This window comes from Frankia sp. Allo2 (assembly GCF_000733325.1).
Taxonomy (GTDB): domain Bacteria; phylum Actinomycetota; class Actinomycetes; order Frankiales; family Frankiaceae; genus Frankia; species Frankia casuarinae.
The window spans coordinates 54490-79896 of record NZ_JPHT01000012.1 but is presented as its reverse complement, the minus strand read 5'-3'; the positions used below and the strand labels follow the sequence as shown (position 1 = coordinate 79896).

25 protein-coding genes are annotated in these 25407 nt (G+C 70.4%); 18 read left to right on the top strand and 7 right to left on the bottom strand.

All coding sequences use genetic code 11. The features are described 5' to 3' along the window. The first annotated feature begins 262 nt into the window (after window positions 1-262). Both erpA and ALLO2_RS10900 read left to right on the top strand, forming a co-directional pair. Window positions 263-625, top strand: a complete 363-nt coding sequence (gene erpA, locus ALLO2_RS10905) for an iron-sulfur cluster insertion protein ErpA (protein ID WP_011437506.1) — start codon at window positions 263-265, stop codon at window positions 623-625. Window positions 626-941: 316 nt separating this feature from the next. Next, window positions 942-1922 (top strand): carbohydrate kinase family protein, encoded by a 981-nt coding sequence (locus tag ALLO2_RS10900; protein ID WP_011437505.1) that lies wholly within the window; start codon window positions 942-944, stop codon window positions 1920-1922. A gap of 9 nt (window positions 1923-1931) precedes the next feature. On the opposite strand, the gene ALLO2_RS10895 is transcribed toward ALLO2_RS10900, so the two are convergent. Further along, window positions 1932-2168 (bottom strand): sulfurtransferase TusA family protein, encoded by a 237-nt coding sequence (locus ALLO2_RS10895; RefSeq protein ID WP_035731696.1) that lies wholly within the window; start codon window positions 2166-2168, stop codon window positions 1932-1934. 13 nt (window positions 2169-2181) lie between these two features. Next, window positions 2182-3330, bottom strand: a complete 1149-nt coding sequence (locus ALLO2_RS10890; protein WP_035731691.1) for a cysteine desulfurase family protein — start codon at window positions 3328-3330, stop codon at window positions 2182-2184. 246 nt (window positions 3331-3576) lie between these two features. On the opposite strand from ALLO2_RS10890, the gene coxB reads away from it, so the two are divergent. The 3 genes from coxB to ALLO2_RS10875 all read left to right on the top strand — a co-directional run bounded on the left by coxB (window position 3577) and on the right by ALLO2_RS10875 (window position 6620). Next, window positions 3577-4527: a cytochrome c oxidase subunit II gene (gene coxB, locus ALLO2_RS10885; protein WP_011437502.1), complete on the top strand. Its 951-nt coding sequence runs from the start codon at window positions 3577-3579 to the stop codon at window positions 4525-4527. Further along, a complete protein-coding gene (ctaD, locus tag ALLO2_RS10880; protein ID WP_035731689.1) occupies window positions 4524-6206 on the top strand; it encodes a cytochrome c oxidase subunit I in 1683 nt (560 codons plus the stop codon). Before coxB ends, ctaD begins: the two co-directional genes overlap by 4 nt. 12 nt (window positions 6207-6218) lie before the next feature. Continuing rightward, on the top strand, window positions 6219-6620 hold the full coding sequence (locus tag ALLO2_RS10875) for a cytochrome c oxidase subunit 4 (protein WP_011437500.1): 402 nt from the start codon (window positions 6219-6221) through the stop codon (window positions 6618-6620). A gap of 52 nt (window positions 6621-6672) precedes the next feature. Here the strand turns inward: ALLO2_RS10875 and trpD are convergent, their stop codons facing one another. After that, window positions 6673-7836 carry an anthranilate phosphoribosyltransferase gene (trpD, locus tag ALLO2_RS10870; RefSeq protein WP_051875072.1) on the bottom strand — a complete coding sequence of 388 codons (1164 nt, stop codon included), beginning with the start codon at window positions 7834-7836 and terminating at the stop codon, window positions 6673-6675. A gap of 19 nt (window positions 7837-7855) precedes the next feature. Next, window positions 7856-8284 carry a response regulator gene (locus ALLO2_RS10865; protein ID WP_011437498.1) on the bottom strand — a complete coding sequence of 143 codons (429 nt, stop codon included), beginning with the start codon at window positions 8282-8284 and terminating at the stop codon, window positions 7856-7858. 393 nt (window positions 8285-8677) lie between these two features. Between ALLO2_RS10865 and ALLO2_RS10860 the strand changes: the two genes are divergently transcribed. From ALLO2_RS10860 to ALLO2_RS10825, 8 genes are all read left to right on the top strand, one after another. Then, a complete protein-coding gene (locus ALLO2_RS10860; RefSeq protein WP_035731686.1) occupies window positions 8678-9118 on the top strand; it encodes a Fur family transcriptional regulator in 441 nt (146 codons plus the stop codon). A gap of 24 nt (window positions 9119-9142) precedes the next feature. Next, a complete protein-coding gene (locus ALLO2_RS10855) occupies window positions 9143-9583 on the top strand; it encodes a rubrerythrin family protein (RefSeq protein ID WP_011437496.1) in 441 nt (146 codons plus the stop codon). A 185-nt stretch (window positions 9584-9768) separates the two neighbouring features. Further along, the gene (locus ALLO2_RS10850) at window positions 9769-10365 is read left to right on the top strand and encodes a DUF3501 family protein (protein WP_011437495.1); all 597 of its coding nucleotides are present in this window, start codon (window positions 9769-9771) and stop codon (window positions 10363-10365) included. A 226-nt stretch (window positions 10366-10591) separates the two neighbouring features. Continuing rightward, window positions 10592-11047 carry an SseB family protein gene (locus ALLO2_RS10845; RefSeq protein ID WP_011437494.1) on the top strand — a complete coding sequence of 152 codons (456 nt, stop codon included), beginning with the start codon at window positions 10592-10594 and terminating at the stop codon, window positions 11045-11047. Window positions 11048-11375: 328 nt separating this feature from the next. Beyond that, window positions 11376-12014 (top strand): heme-copper oxidase subunit III, encoded by a 639-nt coding sequence (locus ALLO2_RS10840; RefSeq protein ID WP_035731684.1) that lies wholly within the window; start codon window positions 11376-11378, stop codon window positions 12012-12014. 5 nt (window positions 12015-12019) lie between these two features. Further along, on the top strand, window positions 12020-12937 hold the full coding sequence (locus ALLO2_RS10835) for a c-type cytochrome (RefSeq protein WP_011437492.1): 918 nt from the start codon (window positions 12020-12022) through the stop codon (window positions 12935-12937). Then, window positions 12934-14256: a Rieske 2Fe-2S domain-containing protein gene (locus tag ALLO2_RS10830; protein WP_011437491.1), complete on the top strand. Its 1323-nt coding sequence runs from the start codon at window positions 12934-12936 to the stop codon at window positions 14254-14256. Before ALLO2_RS10835 ends, ALLO2_RS10830 begins: the two co-directional genes overlap by 4 nt. Next, complete coding sequence (locus ALLO2_RS10825) at window positions 14253-15836, top strand: ubiquinol-cytochrome c reductase cytochrome b subunit (RefSeq protein WP_011437490.1); 1584 nt, start codon at window positions 14253-14255, stop codon at window positions 15834-15836. Before ALLO2_RS10830 ends, ALLO2_RS10825 begins: the two co-directional genes overlap by 4 nt. 27 nt (window positions 15837-15863) lie before the next feature. Here the strand turns inward: ALLO2_RS10825 and ALLO2_RS10820 are convergent, their stop codons facing one another. Further along, on the bottom strand, window positions 15864-17618 hold the full coding sequence (locus ALLO2_RS10820) for a DEDD exonuclease domain-containing protein (protein ID WP_035731780.1): 1755 nt from the start codon (window positions 17616-17618) through the stop codon (window positions 15864-15866). A gap of 307 nt (window positions 17619-17925) precedes the next feature. Here ALLO2_RS10820 and ALLO2_RS10815 point away from each other — a divergent pair, with 307 nt between their 5' ends. Both ALLO2_RS10815 and ALLO2_RS10810 read left to right on the top strand, forming a co-directional pair. Beyond that, complete coding sequence (locus ALLO2_RS10815; RefSeq protein ID WP_011437488.1) at window positions 17926-18336, top strand: VOC family protein; 411 nt, start codon at window positions 17926-17928, stop codon at window positions 18334-18336. A 144-nt stretch (window positions 18337-18480) separates the two neighbouring features. After that, window positions 18481-18876: an HIT family protein gene (locus ALLO2_RS10810; RefSeq protein ID WP_035731779.1), complete on the top strand. Its 396-nt coding sequence runs from the start codon at window positions 18481-18483 to the stop codon at window positions 18874-18876. A 78-nt stretch (window positions 18877-18954) separates the two neighbouring features. Here the strand turns inward: ALLO2_RS10810 and ALLO2_RS10805 are convergent, their stop codons facing one another. Beyond that, on the bottom strand, window positions 18955-20232 hold the full coding sequence (locus ALLO2_RS10805) for a DUF4352 domain-containing protein (protein WP_035731681.1): 1278 nt from the start codon (window positions 20230-20232) through the stop codon (window positions 18955-18957). Window positions 20233-20557: 325 nt separating this feature from the next. On the opposite strand from ALLO2_RS10805, the gene ALLO2_RS10800 reads away from it, so the two are divergent. The 3 genes from ALLO2_RS10800 (at window position 20558) to ALLO2_RS10790 (ending at window position 23464) form a co-directional block, all read left to right on the top strand. Continuing rightward, window positions 20558-21868, top strand: coding sequence for an NYN domain-containing protein (locus tag ALLO2_RS10800; RefSeq protein WP_035731679.1), 1311 nt, complete (start codon window positions 20558-20560; stop codon window positions 21866-21868). Window positions 21869-22018: 150 nt separating this feature from the next. Next, window positions 22019-22252 carry a hypothetical protein gene (locus ALLO2_RS10795; protein WP_011437484.1) on the top strand — a complete coding sequence of 78 codons (234 nt, stop codon included), beginning with the start codon at window positions 22019-22021 and terminating at the stop codon, window positions 22250-22252. Between the two features lie 81 nt (window positions 22253-22333). Then, on the top strand, window positions 22334-23464 hold the full coding sequence (locus ALLO2_RS10790) for a glycosyltransferase family 4 protein (RefSeq protein ID WP_035731677.1): 1131 nt from the start codon (window positions 22334-22336) through the stop codon (window positions 23462-23464). Here ALLO2_RS10790 and ALLO2_RS10785 read toward each other — a convergent pair. Beyond that, window positions 23461-25260, bottom strand: a complete 1800-nt coding sequence (locus ALLO2_RS10785; protein ID WP_011437482.1) for a long-chain fatty acid--CoA ligase — start codon at window positions 25258-25260, stop codon at window positions 23461-23463. The two genes, ALLO2_RS10790 and ALLO2_RS10785, sit on opposite strands and share 4 nt — an antisense overlap. Window positions 25261-25407: the final 147 nt, after the last annotated feature.

Sequence of the window (25407 nt, the reverse complement as noted above, 5' to 3'; positions counted from 1 at the left end):
GGCCAGACGAAGGTCACTAACGTGAACGGGAGTGACCACCGTCTCCAGGCATGGTCGGGATCTCGACGTGGTTGGCCCGCGCCGACGTCGCTACCATAGGAAGCGGATCCCGGCCGACGGTGTTGGGCATGGATGTCGGCACAGTGGCAGTGCCGTGCCCGGGGGGTGTGCGCCGGATGGTCGGCGGCGCCCTGCGTACAAGTCAACCGGAACTAGTGGCCTGGCTTGCCAGGCACGTCCACCAAGGGCAGGAGTAGTCCCTATGACCGTTCAGGACACCACGGCACCCGCGACGCAGTCCTCGAGCGTCGTCCTCACCGACACCGCCGCAGGCAAGGTGAAGACCCTGCTCGAGCAGGAGGGTCGGGATGACCTCAAGCTGCGTATCGCGGTGCAGCCCGGAGGCTGCTCGGGCATGCGCTACCAGCTGTTCTTTGACGAGCGGTCCCTCGACGGCGACACCGTCATCGATTTCTCCGGTGTCAAGGTGGCGGTGGACCGGATGAGTGCCCCGTACCTCGGCGGGGCGACGATCGACTTCGTCGACACGATCGAGAAGCAGGGTTTCACTATCGATAACCCGAATGCCCAGGGTTCCTGCGCCTGCGGCGACTCGTTCCACTGATGCGCTGAGCACCGGGCCGTCCCTCCTGCTCGCGTCTCGACGCGAGTCCCGGGTGCGGTTCGGTGACCGGTTGATCAGACTGGTACGTCCGGGAGAGCCTGGTCCGGCCCTTGTTCGTCGGACCGGGCTCTCCCGCATGTGCTGCGTCGGTATCCGCTTGTGCCGGTATTCATCGTTTCCCTTGCCGGCGGGCCGCCGGAATCACGGGACACCGCGATCTGACGCCTCGTAATTCTGACGCCTCCGTGATGACGCGTGTGAACCAGCGCGAGCCGGTGGTTCCGGGCTTCGGGGCAGGCCGGTAAGCTCCTTGATCGTGCGTATCGCCGTGACTGGTTCCATCGCCTCTGACCACCTCATGCGCTTTCCTGGAAGGTTCGCCGAGCAGTTGCTCGCCGACCAGCTTGAGCGGGTCTCGCTGTCCTTTCTCGTCGACGAGCTCGTGATCCGGCGGGGCGGAGTGGCGGCCAACATCGCCTTCGGCCTGGGCCGGCTGGGCCTGCGCCCGATCCTCGTCGGCGCGGTCGGCGAGGACTTCGCCGACTACCGCTCCTGGCTCGACCGGCACGGCGTGGACACCGCCTCCGTGCGGGTCAGTGAGATCGCGCACACCGCGCGGTTCGTCTGCACCACCGACGAGGACCTCAACCAGATCGCGTCCTTCTACCCGGGTGCGATGAGTGAGGCCGCCGACATCGAGTTGAGGCCGATCGCCGAGCGGTTCGGCGGCCTGGACATGGTGATCGTCAGCCCCAACGACCCCGGGGCGATGCTGCGCCACAGCGAGGAGTGCCGGCAGCGGGGATATCCGTTCGCGGCGGACATCTCCCAGCAGCTCGCGATCATGGAGGGCCCGCAGATCCGCGAGCTCGTCGTCGGTGCGGCCTACCTGTTCTGTAACGAGTACGAGAAGGCGCTGCTCGCCAGCAAGACCGGCTGGTCGGACGAGGAGATCCTGGCCAGGGTCGGTGTCCGGGTGACCACGCACGGCAAGGACGGTGCGGTCATCGAGGCCCCGGAGAGCGACCCCATCCGGGTCCCGGTCGTTCCCGCCCGCGCCACCCCGGATCCCACCGGAGTCGGGGACGCCTTCCGGGCCGGGTTCTTCGCCGGCCGGTCCTGGGACCTCTCGCTCGAACGCTCCGCCCAGGTCGGCTCCCTGCTCGCCACCCTGGTCCTGGAGACGATCGGCACCCAGGAGTACACGGTGGAGCCCTCGGAGGTGCTTAAGCGTCTCACCGAGGCCTACGGTTCCGACGCCGCCGCCGAGATCGCCGAGCATCTGCCGGCAATCTGAGCCGGCGGGTTATACAAGCCGCCGGATGACGAACGCCTCCCCGCCTTCCGGAAGCGGGGAGACGTCCACCAGCTCCTGACCCCGCAGCCGGCACCAGGCCACGACGTCCGCGCCGGCGGCGGGGTCGTCGGCCCAGAGCGTGATGGTGCCGGTCACCGGAATCCCGCCGAAGGCGCGGGCCAGATCGATGATCGGCAACGGGCAGCGTCGTCCCCGCGAGTCGACCGTGTGCGGCTGTTCCGTCATCGGATTGTCGGCATCAAAGCCCGGCGGCGCCCAGCCGGTCCCGCACGGCGCGTACGGCTGCGGGCAGCGCCGTCAGCAGGGCGTCGAGATCGGCCTGGGTCGACTCGCGGCCAAAGGATATCCGCAGGTTGCCGTGCGTCAACGCGCCCATGGCGACCAGGACATGGCTCGGGATCAGGGTGTCGGATGTGCAGCTCGACCCGGAGCTCACGGCGATTCCGGTCCGGTCGAGCTCGGTCAGCAGCGCCTCGCCCTCGACGTAGAGGCAGGAGAACGCGCTGATGTGCGGAACCGTCGCCGCCCGGTCCGGATCGCCGAGTAGTTCCACGCCGTTGACGAGTTCGGGCAGCCGGCGGCGCAGTTCGGCCACGTAGCCGGCGAGCCGGGGCGCCTCCGCGGCGAGTTCACCCGCCCGGGCGCTCAGCGCCATGGCTGCGGCGACGACGGCGGGGACGTTCGGATAGCCCGCAACCCGACCGCCCTCCCGCTCGTCAACGGGACCGGGACTGCGCCAGCGGGTCCCGGTGCGCACCGCGAGAACGCCCACCCCGGGTGGTCCGCCGAACTTGTGGGCACTCGCGGTGAGCAGATCCACCCCGAGGTCGGCCAGGTCGACGGGGATGTGGCCGACTGTCACGGCGGCGTCGGTGTGCAGCGGCACCCCGGCGGCGCGCATCCGTTCGGCGACCTCGGCGACCGGCTGGATGGTCCCGACCTCGTGGTTGGCGTGCTGGAGGCTGGCGACGGCGGTACCGGCGACGGGGGTGAAGTCGGCGGGGTCGACCCGGCCGAGATGATCCACACCAATCCTGACGACCCGTCCACCGGCCTGTTCGTGCCGCTGCGCGGCGTGCAGGACGCTGGAGTGCTCGACCGCGCTGACCATGACGACGTCACCCGCACGCCGCCGGGCCGCCGCCGTGCCCAACAGGGCCAGATGCGCCGCCGCCGACCCGCTCGCGGGAAAACTGATCTCGTCCGGCCGGGCCCCGAGCACGCCCGCGACGGTCTCGCGGGCCGCGTCGAGCAGCATGCGCGCCCGGCGGCCCTCCCGATACAACCGTGCCGGGTCGGCCCAACCATCCTGAAGAGCCATTAGCAGAGCCTCGCGCGCGGCAGGGTGCAGCGGCGTGGTCGACGCGTGGTCGAGATAGGCCGGCACCTGTGAAACGGTACGCCGTGAACGGCCGGGAGGGGCGTGCGTCACAGGCGCTGACGGGGGCCTTAGGCGAGAAGGTTCGCGGCTGCTGAGATACGCTGCTGCCGCACCATCTACAGCGTGTCGAAGACAGCATGTCGTCCGGTTGGATCGGCGGGGCGACATGGCGTTTCCAGGGGGTCTCGCGCGCGGGGACGAACGCTGTCCGCCCCGCGGCCGCGGCCCGCTCGTCGTGGGAGGCAGGACCTGGTGAGGAGATCCTTCGGTCGGACCCGGCCGTCGCTCGCGGATGTCGAGGACACGCCGACGACACCGGCTGACTCCGACACACGCGCAGCTGCGGTGTCCGCGGTCGGCGTGCACGGGACGCGGCACATCCGGCCGCTTCGGCGTGTCCTGCGTCTCGGTGCCGTGCTCGCTGTCGTGGGGATCATGGCGACCGCCTGCGACAGGCCTACATTCGGCTATCCCAGGGGCGTGACGAACCAGACGCCGCGCCTTCTCAACATCTGGCAGGGTTCGGCGATCGCCGCGCTCGCCGTCGGTGTGCTCGTCTGGGGAATGATCTTTTACGCGATCATCGCCTTCCGGAAACGCAGCGACGTGCTTCCCCGCCAGGTGCGCTACAACCTGCCAGTCGAGGTTCTCTACACCGTCGTGCCGGTGGTGATCGTGGCCGGGCTGTTCTTCTACACGGCCCGGGACGAGAGCGAGGTCACCAAGCTCTCGCCGAAGCCAGACGTCACCGTTGACGTGATCGCCTTCCGATGGAACTGGCAGTTCAAGTACCTCGACACCGGATCCGGCCGGCAGGGTGCCAACCCGATCGAGGTCACCGGTCGCCCCGGTGAACCGGCGGTGCTCGTGCTGCCGCAGAACCGCTCGATCCGTTTCGTGGAGAGCTCGCCGGACGTCATCCACTCGTTCTGGGTGCCGGAGTTCCTGTTCAAACGGGACGTCATCCCCGGCCGGGTGAACCAGTTTGAACTGACCATCACGAAGACCGGCACCTTCATCGGTCGATGCGCCGAACTGTGCGGGACGGACCACGACCGGATGAACTTCTACGTGAAGGTCGTGCCGCAGGCCGAGTACGACACGTTCATCGCGGACCGGGAGAACGTGGCGATCTCGGCGGCGCCGGCCGTGTCAACGACCGGGACCGCCGCCACCACCGCAACCACCGGGAGTGGACAGTGACCCTCGTACAAGAAGCGGGTGTCGGCCACGCCGACTCCCCGGACTCCCACATCCCCCGGCGGACGAACCTGCTCGGCTATCTGCGGACGACGTCCCACAAGGACATCGCCNTCNTGTACNNCGTCACGTCGTTCGGGTTCTTCCTCTTCGCCGGTGTCCTGGCCATCATGATGCGGGCGGAACTCGCCCGCCCGGGGCTGCAGTACTTCTCCAACGAGCAGTACAACCAGTTTTTCACGATGCACGGCACGCTGATGCTGCTCATGTTCGCGACCCCGNTNGCGTTCGCGTTCGCGAACTTCCTCGTGCCGCTGCAGATCGGCGCGCCGGACGTGGCGTTCCCGCGGCTGAACGCGCTGTCCTACTGGTTCTTCCTGTTCGGCAGCCTGACGGTGATCNTNGGGTTCCTGACCCCGAACGGCGCCGCGTCCTTCGGCTGGTTCGCCTACTCGCCGCTGAANANCNAGGTGTACTCGCCGGGGGCCGGGTCGGACCTGTGGATCGTGGGNCTNNCGGTNTCCGGTNTNGGTACCATCCTCGGCGCCGTCAACATGATCACGACGATCCTGACGATGCGGGCCCCGGGCATGACGATGTTCCGGCTGCCGATCTTCTGCTGGANCTTCCTGGNGACCTCGATCCTCGTGCTGNTNGCCTTCCCCGTGCTCGCCGCGGCGCTGCTCGCCCTGGAGGCCGACCGGCGCTTCGGCGCGCACGTGTTCGACGCCGCCAACGGCGGCGCGCTGCTCTGGCAGCACCTGTTCTGGTNCTTCGGCCACCCCGAGGTCTACATCCTCGCCCTGCCGTTCTTCGGCNTCNTCAGCGAGATCCTGCCGGTCTTCTCCCGCAAGCCGCTGTTCGGCTACAAGGGTCTGGTCTTCGCCACCATCGGCATCGNAGCCCTGTCCGTCGNGGTGTGGGCGCACCACATGTTCGTCACCGGCGCGGTGCTNCTGCCCTTCTTCGCNNTNNTGTCGTTCCTCATCGCGGTNCCGACCGGGATNAAGTTCTTCAACTGGATCGGCACGATGTGGCGCGGGCAGCTCACCTTCGAGACGCCGATGCTGTTCNNNNTCGGTTTCCTGGTGACCTTCCTGTTCGGTGGTCTGACCGGGGTACTGCTGGCCAGCCCGCCGATCGACTTCCACGTCAGCGACAGCTACTTCGTCGTCGCCCACTTCCACTACGTCNTCTTCGGGACCGTGGTGTTCGCCGCCTACGNNGGCACCTACTTCTGGTTCCCGAAGGTCACGGGCCGGCTGATGAACGACCGGCTCGGGAAGATCCACTTCTGGACGGTCTTCCTCGGCTTCCACACGACNTTTCTGGTGCAGCACTGGCTCGGCGTGCAGGGTATGCCCCGCCGGTACGCCGACTACGGACCGAACGACGGGTTCACCACGCTGAACACGATCTCGTCCGCGGGTTCGTTCCTGCTCGCCCTCTCGACGCTGCCGTTCATCTACAACCTCTGGCACTCCTACCGCAAGGGCCCACTCGCCGTCGTCGACGACCCCTGGGGCTACGGGAACTCGCTGGAATGGGCGACCTCCTGCCCCCCGCCGCGGCACAACTTCCGGACGCTGCCGCGCATCCGCTCCGAACGCCCGGCGTTCGACCTGCACTATCCGGCCACGATCGGCCGGATCGACTACCACGCGACTCCCGAGATCAGTTAAGGCGGCCATGGCATGAAGGTGGAAGGCATCATCTTCAACTTCTTCGGAGTTTTCGCCGGGGCCGCCGCGCTGGTGTACTGGTTCTGGTCGAAGGACCCGACCGGCACGGCCGCGCTGACCCTCACCACGGGGCTCGGCCTGCTCGTCGGCGGATACTTGATCTTCACCGGCCGGCGGATCGGGATGCGCCCGCAGGACCTGCCGGATGCGGAGGTCGCCGACGGGGCTGGGGAGCTCGGGCACTTCACCCCGGGCAGCTACTATCCGTTCTTCATCGGGGCCAGCTCGGTGACGGCGGCGATGGGCCTCGTCTTCGGCGTCTGGATGATCATTCTCGGTGCGCTTCTGGTCGTGGTGTTCGTGACTTGCCTGGTCTTCGAGAACTTCTGGCACCCGCCGGTGCCCGAGGACTGATCCCGCCCGGGTCGGGGTCGCCCTTCCCTCGGGGGCCCCGACCCGGGCGGGATCAGAGAGCCGTGGCCGCCGCCGCGTCAACCGCTGCGGCGCTCTGGCTCGCGGTCACCCAGCGCTCCAGGACGGCCCGGGCGGCACCGGAGTCCACCGCCTCGGCCGCCCGGGGCAGGGCGGCGGCGATCTGCTCGGTGACGGGGGCATCGGAGGGGCCGGCCGCGGCGACCAGGGCGGTGGCGGCGGCGAGCAGGACCGCGTCGCGGACGGGTCCGGGCTCACCGGCGAGCACCGACCGGGTGACGGCGGCGTTGTAACGGGCGTCCGCGCCGCGCAGCGCGGCGTGGTCCGCGACGTGGATGCCGACGTCGCGGGGGTCGAACCGCTCGCGGCGCGGCTGTCCGGCGCCGGCCGCGACGACCCACACGGCGGACGTCGTCACCGGGGTGAGCTCGTCGAGCCCGTCGTCGCCGCGGAACACCAGCGCCCGGGTGCCCCGGTCCGCCAGCACCCCGGCGACGACGGGAGCGAGCCGCGCGTCGGCGACGCCGATTGCCTGCGCGCCGGGGCGGGCCGGGTTGCTCAGCGGCCCGAGGATGTTGAACGCGGTGGGCACGCCGATCTCGCGCCGGACCCCGCCGACGTGCCGCATCGCCGGGTGGAAGACCTGGGCGAAGCAGAAGGCGATGCCGGCCGTAGCCAGGCACGCCTCGACGCCGGACGGCGACAGGTCGACCACGACACCGAGCTCCGCGAGCAGGTCCGCCGAGCCGCAGGATGACGACGCGGCCCGGTTTCCGTGCTTGACCACCGGCACACCCGCGCCGGCAACGACCAGCGCGGCCATCGTCGACAGGTTCACGGTGTGGGAACGGTCGCCACCGGTCCCGCAGGTGTCCACGGCGCGGGCCCGTACCCGCTCGGACAGGCTCAGGGGCGTGGCACTGGCCAGCATGGCCTCTACCAGGCCGGCGATCTCCTCCGGCGTCTCCCCTTTGGACCGCAGCGCCACCGCGAACCCGGCCACCTGCGCGGGCGAGGCGACCCCCGCCATGATCTGCTGCATCGCCCAGGCGGTGCGCGCGGAGTCCAGGGACTCGCCCGCTAGCAATGCTCCTATCAGCTCCGGCCAGCTCGTCCCGGCGGTCGGGAGAGCCCCGGCGGGGGACGCCCCGGCGGGGGAGCGGCCGGNGTGGGAGTGGGATGCGCCAACGGTGGTCATACCTCGGAAGCCCTGGATCTCAGTGGGCGAGCTGGGCGCCGGTGAGCGGCCGACGGGCCACGGCGCCGCCGGCACGCGCCCGCAGCAGTGTCACGACCGCCTCGGTGAGTAGACCCGGATCGATCGGATGGGTGACCACCGCATCCGCCTGGGACCAGGTGGCGAGCCAGCGGTCGTCCGGGCGGGCGACCAGCAGGATGGTCGGCGGACAGTTGGTGACCTCGTTCTTCAGCTGCCGGCAGAGCCCCATGCCCCCGCTGGGGGTGGCCTCCGCGTCGAAGACGCACAGATCCGCCTCGTGATGATCGACTACGCCGATCGCCTCGGGGGCGTCGGTGGCCTCGACGAACTCGATCGGACCGAGGTCGGCGGCGGGGAGACGGCCGATCGCGTTCCGGACGTGTTCGCGCACATCCGCTCGGTCGGCGTAGACGAGGACGGTGCTCATGTCGTCCGCGGGCCTTTCGCGAGAGGTGACCACCGCCGACCGGCGGCGAGCCGACCAGCGGTGAACTGCGGACCGCCCTCCAGGCACCTCGGAACTCCAGGCACCCGGAGCTCCGGGCGCCTCGGAAGTGGACGCTGCCATGTGAGAGTTGTCCTGTGCAGGCTACCTCCCGCGGACCGTTGGACGTGACCCGTGTCGCATCGCCCGACTGGCCCTCGCCGGGCCGGGTGAGGTCGGGATCACAGCTCCCTGGTTGCCTTCGGATCGTCCCGGGAGTGATACTGAGAATCGTTCTCAACCGGTGGATCCTGATGCCGGCCGGACCATGTGACGCCTCGAGCGTGATCGCCGGCGGCCTGGGGCGTTCCACCGCCGTACGACGGGCGTGATCCTATGAACGACCAGACCGATCTTCGTCTCACTCCGCAGCGGATGGCCGTGCTGGCGGTGCTGGCTGCCGCCCGCGACCATCCGACCGCGGCCGAGGNCCACGAGCGGGNGCGGACCGTATCCCCGGGGATCGGCAGTGCGACCGTGTACCGCACACTGGCGTTGCTGGTATCCGCCGGCCGAGCGCTCGAGCTGAACCTGGGCGACGGCACGGCGGCCCGGTACGACGCCAACACGAGTCGTCACGACCACGTGGTCTGCGACGGATGCCGTCGGGCGGTCGATATTGATCATCCCGTCCTCGACGGGATGATGGCCCAGATCGCGTGTCGCTCGGGATTCGCCATCACCGGGTACGACCTGCGGTTCCGGGGGCTGTGCCCGGACTGTCAGGCGAACGGCTCCGGCCCGGCCCGCGGCGCGGCCGGGACCGGCCAACAGTGAACACCCATCCACAAGGAGCGCTTCATGCCGAAGCTTGACGGCACCAAGACCCACGAGAACCTCAAGGAGGCATTTGCCGGCGAGAGCCAGGCGAACCGGCGTTACCTCTACTTTGCCCGCCGGGCCGACATCGAGGGGCTGACCGACGCCTCGTCGCTGTTCCGCGACACCGCGGAGGGCGAGACCGGTCACGCCTTCGGGCACCTGGACTTCCTCGCGGAGGTCGGCGACCCGGCGACGGGCGAGCCCCTCGGTACGACCACGAAGAACCTGGCCAGCGCCGTCGCCGGCGAGACCTACGAGTTCACCGCAATGTACCCGGGCTTCGCCAAGACCGCCCGCGAGGAGGGCTTCGAGGAGATCGCGGACTGGTTCTCGACCCTCGCCCGGGCGGAGAAGACCCACGCCGGTCGGTTCAAGAAGGCCCTCGACGCGCTGTCGGCCGAGGAGACGGCCGACGCCTGATCGTCGGGGTTTCTCGATCTACCGGGCCGGGGTGGCGGGGGCGATGCCAGTAGTCCCTCGTCGCCACCCCGGCTCGCATCGTCGCTCCCGCGCCGTGGGCCCTCGGCCGATTCGTGGGCCCTCGGCCGTTCCTGGACCGCCCGCCCGTTTACGGATCCCAGCATTTCCGGACAGGAGATCGCACGGTGGCGCTGACCATCGCCGACATCACCACCGACCACCAGGCGTACGCGGAGCGCCGGCTGCGGCTGCGCAGCCAGATGATCCTGGTGCGCGCCGAACGCCGGGTACGGGTCGGGGACATCGTCGTCCTCGAGTTCGAAAACGAGCAGACGCTGCGCTACCAGGTGCAGGAGATGGTCTACACCGAGCGGTTGACCGCCTCCGCCGACGTCGCCCACGAGATCGATGCCTACTCCCGCCTGCTACCCTCCAGCCACGTCCTCACGGCGACGGTGTTCATCGAGCTCTCGGTTCTGGAGACCGTCCGCGAGGAGTTGGGGCGGCTTGCCGGGCTGCAGCACAGTCTCGCCCTGGAGATCGGCGGAATCCGGGTGGCGGGCGAGGAGATCCCCGGCCTTGACGAGGATCCCGACATGCCCACCGAGACCGTCTCCGTGCACATGGTGCGCTTCGCGCTGACCGATTCGCTCCGGGACGCCTTCCGCGACCCCGGCGTGCCGGTCGAGCTTGTCGTGGAACACCCGGAGTACAGCGAGGCGACGCCGTTGACCGGAGCTACCCGGCGTGTCCTCATCGCGGATCTCGCGTTGCGGTCCTGACCGGCTCACCCGGCCGCTGCCTGCCGGTCACGGTCACGGCTGGTCACGGCTGGCCACGGCCGGTCACGGCCGCGGGTCCCCGTCGCGGGNGAGGNCGGACGCATCCGCGGGTAGTCGGTTCGCGCGCCGCGGGATGGGTAGGCGGAACATCTAGGGCACGCGTCCGTGTCGGCACGTCCGTCCGCCCGTCAACGTCAGCACGTTCATCCACGTCAGGGAGCCACCCGTGACCGATGACCAGCTACGTCCCGACCGCATCCGCCCCGGCGCCGCCGTCCCGCCCGGCGTCCCCTCCGCGCAGGGCACGGCCGCGCGGGCCGCGCTGCACCGCCTCGCCGAGGGCAAGGACGAGTGGGCCGCGCTCGGTGACCTCGCCGCCGCCGAGGTCCTGTTGCCCGACCTCGGTAACGACATCACCGATCTGTCGGAGGAGGACGACAGCCTCCTGCAGCTGCCGGTGGCCGAACGGCAGGACGGCACCCAGTTCGTCCCGACGTTCACCTCTGAGCAACGCCTGGCCGAGGCGCTGCCGGAGGTGGCGCGTTACCGCACGGTCCAGGTGGCGGCCCTGGGCCGGATCTGGCCGTCCGACGATCTTCTGCTCGCGGTCGATCCCGGCTCGGAGGGCGGCATCGCCCTGCCGGCGGACGGCCTGCGGGCGCTCGCCGCGATGTCCGGCTGAGGCCCGCCCCGGCCCGGCGTCACGTCACGTCACGGTCGGGGGTCACGGCGCGGTCGGGGGTGTCCGTGTTGGCTCGACTGTGCCCGCCGGAGGGCGCTGGCGGGCCGGTGTGTCGCGGGTGAGGCACGCAACATCGGCCGGGTCAGCCTTGTCGCTCCGCGTCGTTCGTAGGCCAACTGACATCGCTGTGACCTGCGTTTTTCCAGCTACGGCAGGGCTTTGCCGGGCAGGCGAGGCAGCCGCCACGATGATTCGGGGCGGTCATCGACGGGTCGTAGTCCTACCGAACGTCGAACCTACAGTGGCGCGTGGGCCGTCCCGTGCCAGAATGACCGACGTGGCCTCAGCCCCCGTCCTCGAGAAGGCTCCTCCACCACACCCGACGGCCAACCGTCCCTCGATGGTCTCGGTTGGCACGGTCGTGTGGCTGTCGTNGGAGCTGATGTTCTTCGCGTCCCTGTTCGCGATGTACTTCACGATCCGTTCGGTCAACAGCGGCAACTGGCCGCCGGTCACCGGCGACCCCGCCGGATCCGAACACGGACCCGTGGAGCTGCACGTCGGGTACGCGTTGTTCTTCACCGTGATCCTGGTCCTGTCNAGCGTCACCTGCCAGCTCGGCGTGTTCGCCGCCGAGCGTGGTGACGTGTACGGGCTACGGCGCTGGTACCTGATCTCGCTGATCATGGGTCTGGTGTTCGTCGGCGGCCAGGCGAACGAGTACTTCAGCGAGAACAAGTTCACGATGGCATCGCACGCCTACGGATCGGTGTACTACCTGACCACCGGTTTCCACGGGCTCCATGTGATCGGCGGTCTCGTCGCCTTCTTGATGGTGCTGGGCCGATCGACGTACGGGCGCTTCACACCGGAGAAGGCGACCTCGGCGATCGTCGTGTCGTACTACTGGCACTTCGTCGACGTTGTCTGGATCGCCCTCTTCGCGACCATCTACCTCCTCCAGTGAGCGACATGACTGCATCCTCGGGCACCTCGTCATCCTCGGACACGCCGTCGGGCATCCCACCGTCGGGCACCCCGGCGTCGGGCACTGCGGCGTCGCGATCCTCGGTGTCGGTCGCCGCCACGAAGCGGTTCTCGCGCGGACGCCGTTCGTCCGCGCGCCGCCGCCGGAGGTCCTCCGCGCTGGTCATGGTCCTCGGCCTGCTGGCCACGGGGGTGCTGTGGACGGTGCTGGCGCCGGGCGGCAACGCCGCGCAGACCCCGGACGCCAACGAGGCGGTCCGGCAGGGCCGGGCGCTGTACCTGCAGGGCTGCTCGACCTGCCACGGGCTGGGAGCGCAGGGCACGAACACCGGGCCCAGCCTCATCGGCGTCGGCGCCGCCGCGGTGGACTTCCAGGTGTCGACCGGCCGGATGCCGCTGGCCGCCCCCGCCGCGCAGGCCGACCGCAAGCCCCCGATCTACTCGGCGACCCAGATCGACCAGCTCGCCGCGTACATCCAGAGCCTTGGCGGCGGCGAGGAGGTGCCGAAGGTCACGGACGCGGCGCTCAACGACGCCGACCTGTCGCACGGCGGCGAGTTGTATCGGGCCAACTGCGCGCAGTGCCATCAGGCCGTCGGGCAGGGCGCGCCGCTGACCTACGGCAAGTTCGCCCCCTCGCTGAGCGAGGCCACCCCGGTGCAGGTCGTCGAGGCCATGCGGACCGGGCCGGAGTCGATGCCGGTGTTCGGCCCGCGCCAGCTCAACGAGGAGGACGCGACCGCGATCGCGGCCTACATCAAGCACATGAAGGAAGCGCCGAGCGCCGGTGGGTACAGCCTCGGTAACTACGGTCCGGTGCCCGAGGGACTGCTGGCCTGGCTGGTGGGCGTCGGTGCCCTGCTGGGTGTGTGCCTGTGGATCGGAGCGAGGCAGAAGGTATGAGTGACCAGACGGGCCGGGGCACGCCGGGGCCGGCGGATTCCGGTGCGGACCAGCCGTCCGTTCCGACGGACCGGCGCATGCACTACCCGGGCTACCAGGGCGAACCGGCCGACGAATCTGACCAGGACTCGATGAGCAGCATCTTCAGAAGGGCGAAACACCCGGTGGACACCTCCGGCCAGCCCGCCGGGGGATCCGGGGTGTCCGCCGGCGGCCCGGACGTCCCGGCCGGGACGTCGGACGGCCCGGAGGCCTTGGGCACGCCGCCCCACCAGACCGATTCGACCCGTGAGCCCGCGACCACGGCCGTTCGCCCGCAGGCGGGGGTCATCCAGCCGACCTACGGGGAGCGGGCCGCCGGTGGGGTGACCGTCCGTCCGCCGCGCGCGCAGGACGTGGACCGCCGGGCCGAGCGGCGGGCGGAGCGGCTGATTGCCGGCTGGTTCCTGATCTCGGTGATCGGCACCGTCGGGTTCGTTGTCACCAACTTCGTCGGTGACAAGTACAAGGCGTACTACACCCCCTCCCTCGGGGCCGCGCTGGGCCTCGCCGTCGGTGGGCTCGGCATCGGCCTGATCCTGTGGGCCAAGCGGCTGATGCCGCACGAGCAGGCCGTGCAGGAGCGCCACGCGTTCGCCTCCTCCAAGGAGGAGATCGCCGTCACCGAGGAGGAGATCGCGGCCGGGTTCGCCGACACCGGCCTCGCGCGCTACCCGTTGCTGCGCCGCACCCTGCTCGGGGCGGGCACCGTGCTCGGCGGGCTGATCGTGGTGCCGCTGCTGAACCTGACGAACACCAAGCCGGGCAAGAAGCTCGACCACACGAGCTGGGTGAAGGGTGCCCGCCTCGTCACGGAGGACGGCCGTTACGTCAAGCTCGGCGACGTCGCCATCGGCGGCATCGAGACGGTGTTCCCGGCCGTTCCGGTGACCGAGTCCGACGGCACCGTTGCGTACCAGCCGAAGACCGATGTCCAGACCAAGGCCGACAGCACGACGCTGCTCATCCGGCTGCCACCGGGGGTCGACCGCCCCCGCAAGGGCCGGGAGGACTGGGGCGTCGACGGCCACGTCGCCTACTCCAAGATCTGCACGCACGCCGGCTGCCCGGTCAGCCTGTACGAACAGCAGACCCATCATCTGCTCTGCCCCTGCCACCAGTCCGTCTTCGACGTGCGGGACGGCTGTCGGGCGATTTTCGGGCCGGCCAGCCGGTCCCTGCCACAGCTTGCCATCGCCGCGGACAAGGACGGGTTCCTCTACGCCCGTGACGGTGACTACCACGAGCCCGTCGGTGCCGCCTTCTGGGAGCGCTCATGACCACCGCATCCGCCCCCGAGTTCGTCAAGCGGCCGGGCCCGATCCGGAAGGCCAACCGTGAGCTCGACGAACGGTTCGGCAACCAGGCCTTTCTGCGGCGCAACCTGAACAAGGTCTTCCCCGACCACTGGTCGTTCATGATCGGGGAGATCGCCCTCTACAGCTTCGTCGTGCTGCTGCTGACGGGCATCTACCTGACTCTGTTCTTCGACCCGTCGAACACCGAGGTCATCTACAACGGTTCCTACGTCCCGCTCAAGGGCGTGGAGATGAGCCGGGCCTACGCCTCGACGCTGGACATCAGCTTCGACACCCGGGCCGGTCTGGTGTTCCGCCAGATCCACCACTGGGCCGCGCTGGTCTTTGTCGCGTCGATGATCGTGCACATGTTCCGGGTGTTCTTCACCGGCGCGTTCCGCAAGCCCCGTGAGACCAACTGGCTGATCGGCATCGGTCTGGTCGCCCTGTCAATGCTCGAGGGCTTCGCCGGCTACTCGCTCCCGGACGACCTGCTCTCCGGCACCGGTCTGCGGATCGCGGCCTCGATCGCCCAGTCCATCCCGATCATCGGGACGTGGGCGTCGTTCCTCGTGTTCAACGGGGAGTTCCCGGGCGTCAACTTCCTGCCCAGGCTCTACGTGACGCACATCCTGCTGGTGCCGGGTGTCCTGCTCGCCCTGATCGGCGCGCATATGGGCATCCTGTGGCACCAGAAGCACACGGACTTCCCCGGGCCGGGCAAGACCGAGGACAACGTCGTCGGCCACCGGGTCTTCCCCGTGTTCGCGGTGAAGTCCGGCGGGTTCTTCATGCTGGTCTTCGCGATGCTCGCGCTGCTCGGCGGTCTCGCCCAGATCAACCCGATCTGGATGTTCGGCCCGTACGACCCGTCGAAGGTCAGCTCGGCCTCCCAGCCGGACTGGTACATCGGCTTCCTCGACGGCTCGACCCGGCTCATGCCGCCCTGGGAGTTCCGCGGGCTCGGGCACACCATCCCCGCGGTGTTCTGGCCGACTGCCGTCCTGCCGGGCATCCTGTTCACGCTGGCGGCGCTCTATCCCGCGCTGGAAGCCAGGTTCACCGGGGACACGAAGCCGCACAACCTGCTGCAGCGGCCACGGGAGGCGCCGACCAGGACCGCGATCGGCGCGATGGCGATCAGCTTCTACCTGGTGCTGATGATCTCCGGTGGTAACGACATCATCGCCAAGACCTTCAGCATCTCGCTGAACGCGATGACCTGGGCCGGCCGCATCGGGCTCATCGTCGTGCCACCGATCGCCTATGCGGTGACGAAGAAGATCTGCATCGCGCTCAACCAGAAGGACGCCGAGATCGAGCATCACGGCATCGAGACCGGGATCATCCGCCAGCTTCCCAGCGGGGAGTTCGTGGAGGACCACCGCCCGAAGCCGACTCCCGTCCCCGACCATCCGCTCGTCCCGACGGACCGGTTCGAGCTGCCGGCGGCCAACGGGCATGGCGACGGTCACGGCAAGGGGCTTGCGCGCCGCGCAGGCAAGGCCGTGACCGGGTTCTTCGTCGAGGAGAAGCAGCCACCCGGCGGCGGCCGGCAGTAGCCGCCCGGCCTGACGGAGCACGTCACGTCAGGCCGACGGGAACCATCCGTCACCGTCATACGCACGTACCGACCGGCCGGGGGCCGCACCGAATCCGGCTGCGGCGCGGATGGCGCCCGCGGCCGGCCAGCTCCACTCGCCCTCCAGCCGCACGAGCCGCACCCCAGGCCCACCGAGCCAACGGGCGATGCGTTCGGTCTCCTCGACGGAGGCGCACGGGGCCGGACCGGGCCGCGGCCGCACCGTCTCGGCGCTGGCGACCGCGGCGTCGACCCAGGGCCGCGGATCGACACCGGGCGGCACGCTCGCCGCCGACACCAGCCGACCGTGACGCACTACGGCCAGATCCCAGCCGGCCTCGGCGGTCGGGGCCGCGGCGACGAGCTCGGCGACCCCGGTGAGGGCCGACAGCCGCTGGGCACGTGCGGCTGCGCGGACGAACGCGATCATCCGGTCCCGCTGGACGGCGGCCTCCTCGTAGCGCCGCTCGGCGGCCAGCCGGTCGATCCGCCGCGTCGAGGCGGCGATGACCCGGCCCGGATCGCCGGTGATGGCGGCCCGGGCGGCGGCGACGTGCCGGCCGTAGCTCGCCACGTCCTCCCNGCCGTCGCACGGCGCTCCGCATCTGCCGAGGTCGGCGAGGGTACAGGCGGACCGGCGCACGCGCGGGGACAGGCGCCCGGAGCACTGGCGCAGCGGCACCGCGGCCAGCAGCGCCTCGGCGGCGGCGTCGGCGGCGCGGACGCTGCCGAACGGCCCGAGATAGGTCGCGTCGTCACGGGCGGCGCGCACCCGTGAAAGCCGTGGGAATGGCTCGTCGGTGAGCTTGAGATACACGGAGCGCTCCGGGAAGCGGGATCGGCGGTTGTACGGCGGCTTGTACTCGGCGATCAGCCGCAGTTCCCGGACCTCGGCCTCCAGGGCGTGCGCGCATCCGATCGCGTCAACCCGCTCGGCCAGCGCCACCATCGCCGCCATCCGCGTCCGGGGCTCGCTGGCGGTGAAGTAGGTACGGACCCGGGAGCGCACCGAACGCGAGGTGCCGACATACAGGGCTCGTTCGTCGGCGTCCCGGAAGATGTAGACACCCGGGCCCGTCGGCAGGCCGTCGGCCAGATGCCGTTTGCGTCGCTGGGCCGGCGACACCCGGGAGCTGTAGTCGTGCAGGTCCTCCAGGGTGGTCACGCCCGCGTTGCCGAGCCGTTCGAACAGCCCGTGCAGCACGTCGACGGTGGCCCGGGCGTCCGCCAGCGCCCGGTGGCGGGGCTCGACCGGGCTGCGGAACAGCGAGGCCAGCGACGTGAGCCGGCAGTCGGGGCTCTCGTCTCTCGTGACCACCCGCCGGGCGATACGCAACGTGTCCAGATACTCCCAGACGGGTACCGGATAGCCGCAGAGCTCGACGGCGGCGCGCAGGAAGCCGAGGTCGAACGGGGCATTGTGGGCGACGAGAACGGCGCCGCGGGCGAACTCCAGGAAGGTAGGCAGCACCTGCGTGACCGGCGGCGCCGTCGCCACCATCACGTCGGTGATGCCGGTGAGCACCGAGACCATCGGAGGGATGCCGACGCCCGGCCGGACCAGGGTGGCCATCTCGGCGAGGATCCGGCCGCCGCGGACCCGGACCGCGCCGATCTCGGTGATCTCGTCGCGTCCCGGGGAGGTGCCCGTCGTCTCCAGGTCGAACACGACGAAGGTCACGTCCGCCAACGGACGACCGAGATCATCCAGCCTGCCCTGTCGGGGCGGCCGGGGACGGTCCGGGGCGGGATCTGGGCGCACGGCGTCACGGTAGGTCCCACCCCCGACAGTTTTGCGCCCGGGATCGTCCGCGGACCCGGATGCGAAAGCAGGTCCGCCTCGCCGCACGTCGTCATGGAGGTTCCGGGTCATGGAGGTTCCGGGTCGCGGGCCGGTGGAAAACGACTAACGCTACCTGCTCCGTAGGGTGCCGGGTGTGCCACGGGCCGGTATTGGCCACGAAATTCTCCGCGGTTGTCCCGTTCATGGTCCCGTCGGGGCAGTCTGGTGCTTCTGTCGGGGCGTGCGCTCAAGCGTGCGGCCCACTCGGCAGGCCTGCGTGCGTCGAATGCGGAATCATGCCCAGGTGGCATGGTTCGAGACGAACGGCATTCGAGTGGCGCGGGTCGCGGTCGACTGTTTGAACGTTGACGTGATGGTGCGCTTCTGGTCCGCCGCATTGGGATACGAGGTGAGCCGGCGTGACGACGGGGCGATCCTGCGTCACCCGGCCGGCGCGGGACCCAAGCTCCTTCTCAGGCCCGGGGCGAAGCGCAATGCCGGCCGTAACCGGCTTCATCTGGATCTCTACGCCGTCGACGCGGAGCGTGTGATCGGCTGGTTGTCGACCCTCGGTGCCCGCCGGGTATCCCGGTACGACGACGACGGGGAGAGCGGATACGTTCTCAAGGATCCGGAGGGTAATGAGTTCCGGGTGATGACGGTTGGGCCAGCGGGATTTGCGCGCCCCTTCGTCTGACACCCCGGCGGGCCGGACTCCCGCGGGGCCGGACTCCCGGCGCGCCCAGCGGAAAACGTGACAGCTCGACGGCCGGGTGAACGGCCATCGGCCATCGGGTGCTGTCGTCACGTGCCGGACGACCCGGTCGATAGGGTCGCACCCATGCCGAGCGTCTTCACCCGGATCATCAACGGCGAGCTTCCCGGTCGCATCGTCTACTCCGACGAGCATGTGGTGGCGTTCCTGACGATCGCGCCGATCCGGCCGGGACACACCCTGGTTGTTCCCCGCACCGAGATCGACCACTGGATCGATCTACCCGATGACCTCCAGACCGCGCTGTGGAGCGCCGCGGCGACGGTGGGCCGCGCCATCGACGCGGCCTTCCGACCTCGGCGGGNGGCCGCGCTCGTCGCCGGGCTGGAGGTCCCGCACGTCCACGTGCATCTCCTGCCGATCGAGGACGAGACGCAGATCGACTTCAGGCTCGCCGACCACAACCCCGACTCGGCCGAGCTCGATGCCGTGGCCGAGCGGATCCGCGCCGCCCTCGGCTGAGCCGGGTACCGGTCTGGCGCGGTTCTGGCGGTTTCAGGGGTTCTGGCGGNTTNAGCGGNTCGTAGGGGNGCGCGGCGGTCAGAGCTGGAACTTCGGCGGATCGACGGCGAACAGCGGNTCCCAGTTCAGGATGGCGTGCCCGGGCGGCGCATCGATGACGATGTTGCCCCGGACCCGTTGCCCGGCCTTGAGAGTCGACACCGACAGCCGTGGCGCGACGTTTTCGTAGCTGCCGTCGTACCGGGTGCCGTCGGAGGTCTGGATGTAGAAGTCGGACGGCGAGGCGGACGTCGACCCGCGGCTCACCTCGACCGTCACGTTAATGACGTAGTAGGCCCCCTGGGTGGGCGCGTCGCCGTACTGGGTCACCTTGCCGGTGGTGGAGCAGACGCTGTTGAGGGTGACCCTGGCTTCGAAGTCGCTGACCGAGGAGGTGGCCCGGCCGACGGCGGTGCCGGACCCGCCGATCGTCGCGGTGCCGGCCGCCGGCGCGTGCTGTGGCGTCACCGGAACGCAGTTCGGCACTCCGTTCGGGGCGGTCGCGTTCGGGGCGGTCGCGGTCGGGGCGGTCGCGGTCGCGGTCGCAGTGGTGTTCGGGAGGTCGGGCACGGTCACCGTCGGGGCCGGCGGGGAGGCGATCTCGGTGCCGTCACCGCCGCGCACCGCGAGGGCGATCACGACACCGAGCACGATGGCGGCGACCACGGCGAGGGGCACGATGATGAACAGCGGATTGGCCCGCTGCCGGGGCGGAGGCAGCGGGCTGCCCTGCTGCCAGCCGCCGGGCGGCGGGTAGCCCCCCGGGAGGTTGTGGTAAGCCCCCGGGGGGCTCTGGTAGGCGTCGGGAGCGCCCTGGTAGCCGACCGTCCCCGGGTATGGGGCACTCCCACCCTGGTAGGGCCCGGCAGCCGCGGCCGGGGGATGGTCCGGCTGTTGCCAGCCGCCCGGTTGTCCCCAGCCCTGCCGTTCGCCGGGCTGTCCCCACCCTGGCGCGGCGCCGGGGTGCTGTGGGGCGCCGGGGTGCTGTGGGGCGCCGGGGTGCTGTGGGGCGCCGGGGTGCTGTGGGGCGCCGGGGTGCTGCGGGCCGCCGGGCTGCCCGCCCCACTGCTGCCCACCCGGTTGTGGGGCGGTGCCTGGCCAGGCGAGGCGTGTCTCCTCCGAGTCGGGCTGGTTCGGCTGGCCGGGCTGGGGCGCTCCCCACGATGGGACCGGGGCCGCCGGGGGAGTAGAGGACGAACCGGAGGTGGGGGTGCTGCCGGCGTCCGCGGGCTGGTGCCAGGGATCACTCGGCTGCCTCCACGCCTCCTGGCTCCCGTCACCGCTGGGGGGCTGGTGAGGCGGGTTCTGGTCGGTCACGATGATCCTCTCAGGCGCAGCCAGGGCCGCGTTCGGAAGAAATCGAGCATAAGGGGCGCGCCTCGCGAGGCTACATAAGCCGACTTTCACCTAAGACAATGACCGCCCAGCCGTAGGCCGCGACGTACCGATCCGGCCGGTAGCGGCTGTGAGTGCCCTGAGCTCTCCCGATAAGCTGTACTGTCATCGTTCTCCCCATCGGCTCCGGAGTCCCGCGTGCCTTGCTGTCTGGCCGGTTGGACGAGCCGTTGGAGATACGGCCCGCCCAGTTTTTCCGTCGTGCGCGTGATGACGGACATTTCGTCGCCACCCTCGGGTTCGCCGCATGCGTGAGCCGCTTCCGGCGCCGGTGCGTGCGCATGTCGTCGAGTTCGCCGAGCGGACGCTGGCGGATCTTCCCGAGTCGCAGGTCCCGCCGTCGCTGGTCGCGGTGCGCCGCTTCAAGCCCTCCCGCCGTGTCCGCCAGGGGGCCGTCCCGCTGGCCGCGGCGGTGGACGGTGACGTGTTCCGCGGCCGGGTCGCCGAGTGGATCCACCGTCATCATCCCGAGCTTGTCGAAGCCGTCAGCTCGCCGGACGGACCGCCGCCCGCGGCGCCCCCCGAGAAGATCGCCGCGGTCGCGTACCTGCTGCGGGTCTCCGGCTGGCAGGAGCTGGTCCAGGTCGCCGCGGCGTCCACGTCGGAGGCGGCGGCCCGCAGCCAGGTTGACGAGGCCGGGCGGACGATACTGCGGCTCACCGAACAACTCGAGACGAGCAAGCGCATCGCCGCGGCCGAGCAGGAGGAACTGCGCGAGCAGCTGCAGGCGGCCCGGGCGGAGGCGGACGAGGCTCGCCGGCGGCTGCGCTCGTCCGCTGCCGGGATCCGGCAGGCCGAGCAGGCCACGCGGGAGGCCCTGACCGCGGCCGAGGCGGCCCGGAACGCCGCCCTGGCCGCCAGTCGGGATGCCGAGGCGGAGACCCGGCGGCTGCGCGGCCGGGTGGCGGAGCTGGAGAGCGCGCTCGCCTCCACCCGCCGGGACAGCCGCGAGTCCCGCAGCGTCGATGACGCCCGGTTGCGCGTTCTACTTGACACCCTGATCGCCTCGGCGCACGGCCTGCGACGCGAACTCGACCTCCCGACGATGGTCGCGAGGCCCGCGGATCTCATCGCTCGCGGCGGAGCCGGTCCGAGTAACGGCCCGCAGGCGTTCGTCGGGGCCCGCGGGCGGCCGGACGACGACCCCTCCCTGATCGACGAGGTGTTGGCCGTCCCCGGGGTCCATCTGATCATCGACGGGTACAACGTGACCAAGCGGGGCTACGGCCGCCTCACCCTGCAGGCCCAGCGTGAGCGGCTGCTGTCCGGACTCGGTGCGCTCGCGGGCCGCAATCCCGACAGCGAGGTCACGGTCGTCTTCGACGCCACCGCCGTCGNGGCCCGGCCGGTGGGTGTCGCCATGCCTCGGGGGGTGCGCGTGCTGTTCAGCCGGCCCGGGCAGCTCGCTGACGAGGAGATCGTCCGGCTGGCGCGGATGGAACCGGAAGGCCGCCCGGTCTTCGTCATCACCTCCGACCGGGAGGTCGCGGAGAACTGCGTCGCAGCCGGAGCCCGGGCGGTGCCCTCGGCCGCTCTGCTGGCCCGCCTCGACCGGTAGGGGATCCGCCGGGCGGGACTTTCGCCGGGCGGGACTTGTCCGCCGAGAATTGTCGGACCCTGGACTTACCGTCGGTGAAGTCGGGAGATCGGTGCTCGGATTGTTTGTCGTCGCCGACCTCCACCGGTTCGGATCCGGAAGGTGCGCACGATGCTGATCGACTGTGACTCCTGCACCGCCCGTGGTGTCAGGTGCGCCGGCTGCATGATGACCGTCCTGCTCCCGGCGTCGGGCCCGCCCGTCGGCTGGGACGCCGAGGAGCTCGAGGCATTGCGGTTGCTCGCCGACGCCGGTCTGCTGCCCCCGCTCGCCGACGTGCGGACGGCCCTGCTGGACCAGGCGCCGCGGCCGGACCAGACGCCGCGGCGTCGCCGCGCCGGCTAGCCCGCCCGGCCGGGGGATTCCGGCGCGGGCGTCGGTGGGGCCGTGGGAAAACGCGGTGGGACCGTGGGAGAATATGAGCGGATGCGCGTGCTGGCCGTCACGAACGATTTCCCGCCCCGTCCCGGCGGGATCCAGGCCTACGTGCACAACTTCGCCTCGCGGCTGCCCGAGGGCGAGATCGTCGTCTACGCCCCGGCCTGGAAGAACGCCGCCGCCTTCGACGCCGAACAGAACTTCCCGGTCGTGCGGCACACCACGTCGCTAATGCTGCCGACACCGGACGTCCTGCGCCGAGCCAGAGAGATCGCCCGGGCGGAGGGATGCGACACGATGTGGTTCGGCGCCGCGGCACCGCTCGGGCTGCTTGGAGCCCGGCTGCGCCGCGACACGGCCATGCGCAGGATGGTCGCGAGCACCCATGGTCACGAGGTCGGCTGGGCGGCGCTGCCGGGGGCGCGTCAGGCGTTGCACAGCATCGGCACCGCGGCCGACGTCATCACCTATCTGACCGACTACACCCGGGCCCGGATCCGGCCCGCCTTCGGCGGCCATCCCACCTTCGCCCGGCTGCCCAGCGGAGTCGACCCCTCGCTGTTCCATCCCGGTCACGGGCGCGAGGAGATGCGCCGGCGCCACGGGCTGACGGGCCGCCGGGTGGTGGTGTGCGTAAGCCGGCTGGTCGCCCGCAAGGGCCAGGACATGCTGATCAGGGCGCTGCCCATGGTACGGAGCCGCGTACCGGACGCCGCGCTGCTGATCGTCGGCGGCGGTCCCCGGCGGGGTGACCTTGAACGGCTCGCCCGGGAGAACGACGTCGCCGAGCATGTGATCATGACTGGTTCGGTGCCGTGGGAGGAACTGCCGGCGCACTATGCGGCGGGCGATGTGTTCGCGATGCCCTGCCGCTCCCGCCTCGCCGGCCTGGAGGTCGAGGGGCTCGGCATCGTCTTCCTCGAGGCGTCGGCGACCGGCCTGCCGGTGGTGGCCGGCCGCAGTGGGGGTTCCCCCGACGCCGTCCTGCACCAGCACACCGGCATCGTGATCGACGGTACCGATCTGGCGCAGGTCGTGACGACCATCGGTGATCTTCTTGCCGACCCCGACCGGGCGGCGTCGATGGGTGCCGCGGGGCGGGCGTGGGTCGAGCTGCGCTGGCGGTGGGACGTCCTCGCGCAGGACCTGCGCACGCTGCTCGCCGGCCCGGACGGTTAGCGCGGGGTAGCGTAGATGTCCTCCACCGCCTGGCTGAACCGGTCGAGCACCAGCGAGCGGCGCACCTTCAGGCTCGGGGTGAGCTCGCCGGTCTCCACCGTGAAGTCCTGCGGCAGGATCGCGAACTTCTTGATGCTCTCGGCATGCGACACTGTCGCGTTCGCGGCGTCGATCGCATTCTGGATCTCGGTGCGCAGGCCGGCGTCGTCGATCAGGTCGGCAACCGTCGCGCCGGCCGGCTTGCCCGCCGAGGACCGCCACCGGTCGAACGCCTCGGGATCGAGCGTGACGAGGGCGGCGACGAAGGGCCGCCGGTCCCCGATCAGCATCGCCTGGCTGACCAGGGGATGGGACTGGATGATGTGCTCCAGTGGCGCCGGTGCGATGTTCTTCCCACCGGCGGTGACCAGCAGCTCCTTCTTGCGGCCGGTGATCCGCAGGAAGCCGTCGGCGTCGAGGTCGCCGAGGTCGCCGGTGTGCAGGAAGCCCTCGGCGTCGAGCGCCTCCTTCGTCGCGAGCTCGTTGTTGCGGTAGCCGCGGAACAGCAGGGGACCGCGGATGAGGATCTCCCCGTCATCGGCGATGGCGATCGTCACGCCAGGAAAGGGCTGGCCGACGGTGCCCATGCGGACGTTGCCCGGCCGGTTCGCCGCGGCCGGCGCGCTGGTCTCGGTCAGACCGTAGCCTTCGAGCACCGTGAACCCGATCCCGCGGAAGAAGTGGCCGAGGCGTTCACCCAGCGGCGCCCCGCCGCTGACCGCGTAGCGGGCCCGCCCACCGAGCGCAGCCTGGAGCTTGCCGTAGACCAGCGCGGCGAACAGCCGGTGCCGCAGCCGCAGGAGCAGGCCGGGGCCGCCGCCGTCGAGAGCCCGGCTGTAGGCGACCGCGGTGTTCTCGGCGGCGTCGAAGATCCAACCCCTGCCCTCGGCGTGCGCCTTGTGGCGTGCCCCGGCGTGCACCTTCTCGAACACCCGGGGCACGGAGAGCAGGAAGGTCGGGCGTACCTTGGCGAGATCGGGCAGCAGGGTCCGCGAGTCCGGGGTGTAGGCGAGGGTGAACGCCCCCTGGACCACGCCCACTTGGAGCATGCGGGCGAAAACGTGCGCCAGCGGGAGGAACAGCAGTGTGGACGCACCGGGCGCGAACAGCTCGGGCAGCGTGGCGATGGCCGCCTCGGCGGTGAACAGCAGGGCGCGATGGGTGATCTCGCAGCCCTTCGGTTGGCCGGTGGTCCCCGAGGTGTAGATGATCGTCGCGAGGCTGTCGGCGTTGACGGACGCCCGGGCCGCCGTCAGCCGCTCCGGCGCGATGCCTGCGCCGTCCACGGCGAGACCGGCCAGCGCCCCGTGCTCGATGACGAGGACCTCCCGCAGCGCGGGGACGCCGTCGCGTATCTGTGCGACCCGCTCGGCGAGCTCGTCGTTTTCGACCACGAGAACCTCGACGCCGGCGTCCCGCAGGATCCACTCGATCTGGCCCGGGCTGGAGGTCTCGTAGATCGGCACGCAGACGGCTCCGGCCAGCCACGCCGCGTAGTCGACAATCGTCCACTCGAACCGGGTCCGGCTCGCCAGACCGACGCGGTCCCCGGGCCGCACCCCGCGGGCGATGAAGCCCCGGGCGGTGGCCACGACGTGATCGTGGAACTCGCGGACGGTCATGCCGACGAACTCGTCGTCGATCTTGTGTTGGATAAGCGTACTGTCCGGATGTGCCGCCGCGTTGCGGAACACGGCGTCCGTCAGGGTCGCATCGTCGGCGATGGTGACCAGGGGCGGGGAGGTGTACTCGCGCACTGCTACTCCTACCAGATGGCTTGTGCGCGCCGGAGGACGACGCCACGGAACAACGGAAGCACGGAACAACGGAAGAACGGAAGGCCAGGCCAGGGCATCAGACGTTAGCCTCCGGGCAGGCGGTTTGCGACCTTGCGGGGTGCAAAG